General features: G+C 62.2%; 6 protein-coding genes. All 6 read left to right on the top strand.

Features of this window, described 5'->3' with window-relative positions:
* The coding region (locus M7F93_RS11090; RefSeq protein ID WP_298173389.1) for a class I tRNA ligase family protein at positions 1-706 on the top strand (706 nt) is incomplete at its 5' end.
* Complete coding sequence (locus M7F93_RS11085; RefSeq protein WP_298173386.1) at positions 703-1,221, top strand: LPS-assembly lipoprotein LptE; 519 nt, start codon at positions 703-705, stop codon at positions 1,219-1,221. The genes M7F93_RS11090 and M7F93_RS11085, both read left to right, overlap by 4 nt.
* Positions 1,222-2,214, top strand: a complete 993-nt coding sequence (gene holA, locus M7F93_RS11080) for a DNA polymerase III subunit delta (RefSeq protein ID WP_298173383.1) — start codon at positions 1,222-1,224, stop codon at positions 2,212-2,214.
* 60 nt (positions 2,215-2,274) lie between these two features.
* Positions 2,275-3,459 (top strand): MFS transporter, encoded by a 1,185-nt coding sequence (locus M7F93_RS11075; RefSeq protein ID WP_298173380.1) that lies wholly within the window; start codon positions 2,275-2,277, stop codon positions 3,457-3,459.
* 129 nt (positions 3,460-3,588) lie between these two features.
* Positions 3,589-3,786 (top strand): helix-turn-helix domain-containing protein, encoded by a 198-nt coding sequence (locus tag M7F93_RS11070; protein WP_014028289.1) that lies wholly within the window; start codon positions 3,589-3,591, stop codon positions 3,784-3,786.
* Between the two features lie 147 nt (positions 3,787-3,933).
* Positions 3,934-4,633, top strand: a 700-nt coding sequence (locus tag M7F93_RS11065; RefSeq protein WP_463670976.1) for a hypothetical protein, incomplete at its 3' end; no start/stop codon positions are given.

Below are 4,633 nucleotides of genomic sequence, written 5' to 3'. Positions count from 1 at the left end.
GGGCAATACGGTGGATCCGCAAGGCCTGATCGACCGCTACGGGGCTGATACCGCGCGCCTCTTCATCCTCTTCGCGGCGCCGCCGGAACAGCATCTGGAGTGGTCGGACAGCGCCGTGGAAGGTGCTTACCGCTTCCTCAACCGATTCTGGCGCCTGGTCCACGAGTATGGCGCCACGCCCCCGGCACTGCCCGCAGAGCTCTCCGCCGAGGCGGTGGACCTGCGCCGCGCGGTGCATCAGTGCATCGACCGGGTCAGTCGCAACATGGACGGGCGCTATCATTTCAACGTCGCCATCGCCGCCATCATGGAGTTGACCAACAGCCTGATGAAGGTCCCTGCGGATGCCCCGGCCGACTTACGGGCAGTGCTGGGCGAAGGACTGCGCGCCCTGACCCTGCTGCTGGCCCCCTTTGCGCCCCATATCGCCGAGGTGCTTTGGGAAAAACTGGGGCAGAGTGGCGTGATCAGCCATGCCTCCTGGCCCGTCGCTGATGCCGGGGCCCTGCGTTGCGATACCGTGACACTGGTCATTCAGATCAACGGCAAGTTGCGCGAACGCATGGATTTCCCCGCTGATGCGGACCATGCCGGCGTCGAACAGACGGTACTGGCCGATCCGGCCATGCAGCGCCATCTGGAGGGTAAAACCGTGCGTAAAGTGATCATCGTACCCGGCCGTCTGGTCAATGTGGTGGCGGGATGAGCCGCACAGGGCAGTGGCGTCGCTGCTGGCTCGTGGCGGGGATGGCTCTGCTGCTGGGCGGCTGCGGCTTTCATCTGCAAACCGGGGCCAGCATTCCGCCGAGGCTGGTCGGCTTGCGCGTAGCGGGTACCGGCCCCTCTGGAGGCACGCTGGCGCAAGCCGTCGATCGTGCGCTGCAACGTCGCGGCAACCATGCGCAGTCGGGTGGCCCCTTATTGCAGATCGACAATGCCTATGTCAGCCAGCGGATCATCAGCATCAGCCCAAGCAACGGTGTGGCGCTGGAGTTTCTCGACACCTTGCACGCCGAGATCAGCGTCATCGGCAGCGACCATCAGCTACTTCTCACGCCGCAACCGCTGCTCGTGGAGAACAGTTTCAGCTACAACAGCAGCAACCCACTGGCGACTAATGAGCAGCAGATCACCACGCAGCGGCTGCTGATGGAACAGGGCGCACGACAGATTCTGCGGCGGGTGCTCAACAGCCCCGATTTCCGCCAGCAGGCTCCCTGAGTGCGACTGAAGCCAGCGCAATGGGCCAGCCATTTACGCGGCCCTCTGGCATCGGTATATGGCCTCTTTTCCGATGAGCCCCTGCTCTTGCAGGAGGCGGAAGACGCACTGATCGCCGCTGCGGCACAGCAGGGTTTCGCCCAGAAACAGCGCCTCGGCCAGCAAGGTAGTAACATCTGGGACACCTTGCGCGACGAGCGGGACGCGGGTTCGCTTTTCGCTGAACAACGCCTGCTCTTGCTGCGTTTGGATAGTCCCAAAGTTCCCAAAGAAGGCAGCACCGCTCTGCAGTACTGGCTAGCCTCGCCACCTCCCGACGCCCTGCTGATTCTCGGTGGCCCCCGCCCTGACGCCAGCGCACAGAAAACCACTTGGTTCAAGGCCGTCGAGACCCACGGCCACACGCTCCTGCTGTATCGCCCGGAAGGGCAAGACTGGCCGCGCTGGGTAGAGCAGCGCCTGCGCGCCGCCGGAATGCAGGCCGATAGCGCCGCTGTCCAGTTGCTCACTGACCTCAGTGTCGGCAATCTCAGTGCCTGCCATCAGGCCATTCAGCGGCTGCAACAGGTCTATCCGGGACAAAGCATTGATGTCCCCGCTATCCGTGCGGTACTGGCAGACAGTAGTCAGTTCACCATTTACGATCTCGCCGATGCGGTTTTGCGCGGCGAAACGGAACACATCCTGCGCATTCTCGACCGCCTGCGCAGTGGCGACGGTGAACCGGCGTTGTGCCTGTGGGTCCTGCACAAGGACCTGCGCCTACTGGCTGAATTGCGGGCTGGCGGCGTGGATGCCGATGCATTCTTCCAGCAGAACCGTATTTTCCCGCCCCGGCAGGGCTGGCTGCGCAATGCCGCCCGGCGTCTGACCCGCTCGGGGCTGCTGGCGGGCATTGAGGACTGCCTTGCCATCGACGCCCGCATCAAGGGGCAGGACCCCACGCCGGTCTGGCCGGCACTGACCGATCTCTGCCTGCGGATGTGTCGATGACGATGGATTTATTGGTACCCCGACTCGCGCCATGAAGGCGCTCCATAAGGTTTAGCACCCATGCGCCAGGCCCTGCCATTCACCGTTCTCGTTCTCGGATTGGTAAGCTTTTTCAATGATCTTGCCTCGGAGATGGTGGTCCCTCTCATCCCTGTCCTCCTGGCCACCATACTCGCTGCGGGTCCGGTAGCCCTAGGCTTGGTAGAAGGGGTGGCGGATACCGTGGCGAGCTTTCTCAAACTCTGGTCCGGCCGGCATTCTGACCTCATCGGTGGGCGGCGCAAGGGGCTGACGGTGATCGGCTACACGGTTTCCAATCTGGCGCGACCGCTCATCGCTGTGGTGGCAAGCTGGCCGGTGCTCCTGCTCGTTCGCAGCATCGACCGGATGGGAAAAGGTATCCGCACCGCACCAAGGGATGCCTTGCTGGCAGATTCCACGCCGCCGCAACGCATCGGCTTTGCGTTTGGCTACCAAAGGGCCATGGACAATGGGGGCGCGGTGCTGGGAGCGCTGGTGGCAGCGGCAGTTTTGCATTTTTCCGGAATCCCCTTCGAGGATGTCATCCTCCTGTCGGCCATTCCCGGCGCCGTCGCCATTTTGCTCCTCGGTGGCGGTGTGCGTGAGGTGCGACGACCACCTAATCACAAGACCCCAGCCCGTATCTCCCTGAACCCGCACCACCTGTCACCCCACATCCGCCGCTATCTCCTTACGCTGAGCCTGTTCACCCTGGCCCGCGCCACCGAAACCTTCATTCTGCTGCGTGCTTATCAGCTCGGCATGGACGTCGTACAGGTACTCCTCCTCTGGGCCTCCATCCATGCGGCCAAGAGCAGCACCGGCATGGGCGGCGGAAGACTGGCCGACAAACTGGGGCGGCGGCCCGTTTTATTCATCGGTTGGTCGGCCTACGGCTGCAACTACGCCTTGTTCGCCATGGTGGGAAGCCTCCCATTGTTGTGGGCGGTGGCCTTGTCCTATGGTTTGTTTTTTGGCTTCAGCGAGGGGGCCGAACGGGCCCAGATCAATGATCTGACCACAGCCGACGAGCGCGGCACGGCCTTTGGCTGGTATAACCTGGCCACCGGCGTCAGCGCGATCCCGGCGGGATTGCTGTTCGGCTGGATATGGGAAGAGGTCGGTGCCCCTTATGCCTTCGGCTTTTCCGCCTGCATCGCCATCGCCGCCACCACACTCCTCGCCACCTGGGTCTACCGCGGTACCCCTTGGCGGCCGTCTTGAATGTCCGCCGTCGCTGCCTACGCTTCGCATCAAAATGTAGCCCTCAACCGCCAGACCTGATAGATTGCTGCTTTGCTGCTGATTACGACTTTATGCGACTCAATCAAACGCCGTTTTCGGGATTTCGCCATGACTGAACCATGGGTTTCAGTCGAACAGATCACCGAGCATCTGGGAGTCACGCGCGACTCGATCTATCGGTGGATTGACCGCAAGGGATTGCCTGCACATCGGGTCGGGCGCCTATGGAAGTTCAAAATTTCCGAGGTGGACGAATGGGTTCGTGCGGGTGGTGCCGATGACGATTCAGGAGGCAAGAACCGATGAGAAGAACTGGGGGAGCCAGCATTTGGGTCTGGAAGGACAACTCCTCGACCAGAAGTCTTTGCGGGCAGTGACCGGCAAGACGGCAGACTGGAACGAAATCGCCAAGGATTGCATTGCCTTTCCTTTGCCAATGCAACGGGCGGTCGCTTGCTGCTGGGCATCGAGGATGGCCAGGATGCGCCGCCAGTCAGTCAACACATTCCCGCCGACCTGCCCGACACCCTTCGGCGGAAGCTGGCCGACCGCACCGTCAACGTTACGGTGCTGCCAGATATCGTCACCGCCCCAAATGGCGGTCAGTACATCGAGTTGCACATTCCTCGCGCTCTGGCGGTGGCATCCACCACCGACGGTCGCTACTTCCTGCGCGTGGCCGACCAAAGCAAGCCCGTCACGGGCGACGACGTGATGCGGCTGGCCAGCGAGCGTACCGCGCTGCCGTGGGAAACGCAGACCACCTTGCATATTCCTCGCGTCGAGGCAGATGCTGCCAAGCGCGACAAGCTGCTGCAGGCCTTGCGCGCTTCCGACCGCGTCAAAGCATCGGTCAAAGAAAAGACCGACGATGAATTGCTCGATCACTATCAGCTCGCGCAAGGGCAAACCCTCACCAACCTGGGCGTGCTCTGCCTTGGCCGCCAGCATCACCGTGCCCAACTCACCACGGCACCGGTTATCCAGTTCATCAAGTACGACGAGCATGGCCAGAAGGTCAACAAGCTGGTGTGGGACGACCACACGCAAAGCCCGATGGAACTGATCGAGGCGGTATGGCTGGAGGTGCCCGACTTCCGCGAGCACTACGAACTACCCGATGGCCTGTATCGCCAGAATGTACCCGCCTTCG

This window comes from Acidithiobacillus sp. (genome assembly GCF_027322205.1).
Lineage (GTDB): Bacteria > Pseudomonadota > Gammaproteobacteria > Acidithiobacillales > Acidithiobacillaceae > Acidithiobacillus.
This window is presented reverse-complemented; position numbering and strand designations above follow the sequence as displayed.

Excerpts from the sequence above, each read along its gene's own strand:
- M7F93_RS11085 (WP_298173386.1), top strand. The coding sequence starts at position 703 with ATGAGCCGCACAGGGCAGTGGCGTCGCTGCTGGCTCGTGGCGGGGATG.
- M7F93_RS11075 (WP_298173380.1), top strand. The coding sequence starts at position 2,275 with ATGCGCCAGGCCCTGCCATTCACCGTTCTCGTTCTCGGATTGGTAAGC.
- M7F93_RS11070 (WP_014028289.1), top strand. The coding sequence starts at position 3,589 with ATGACTGAACCATGGGTTTCAGTCGAACAGATCACCGAGCATCTGGGA.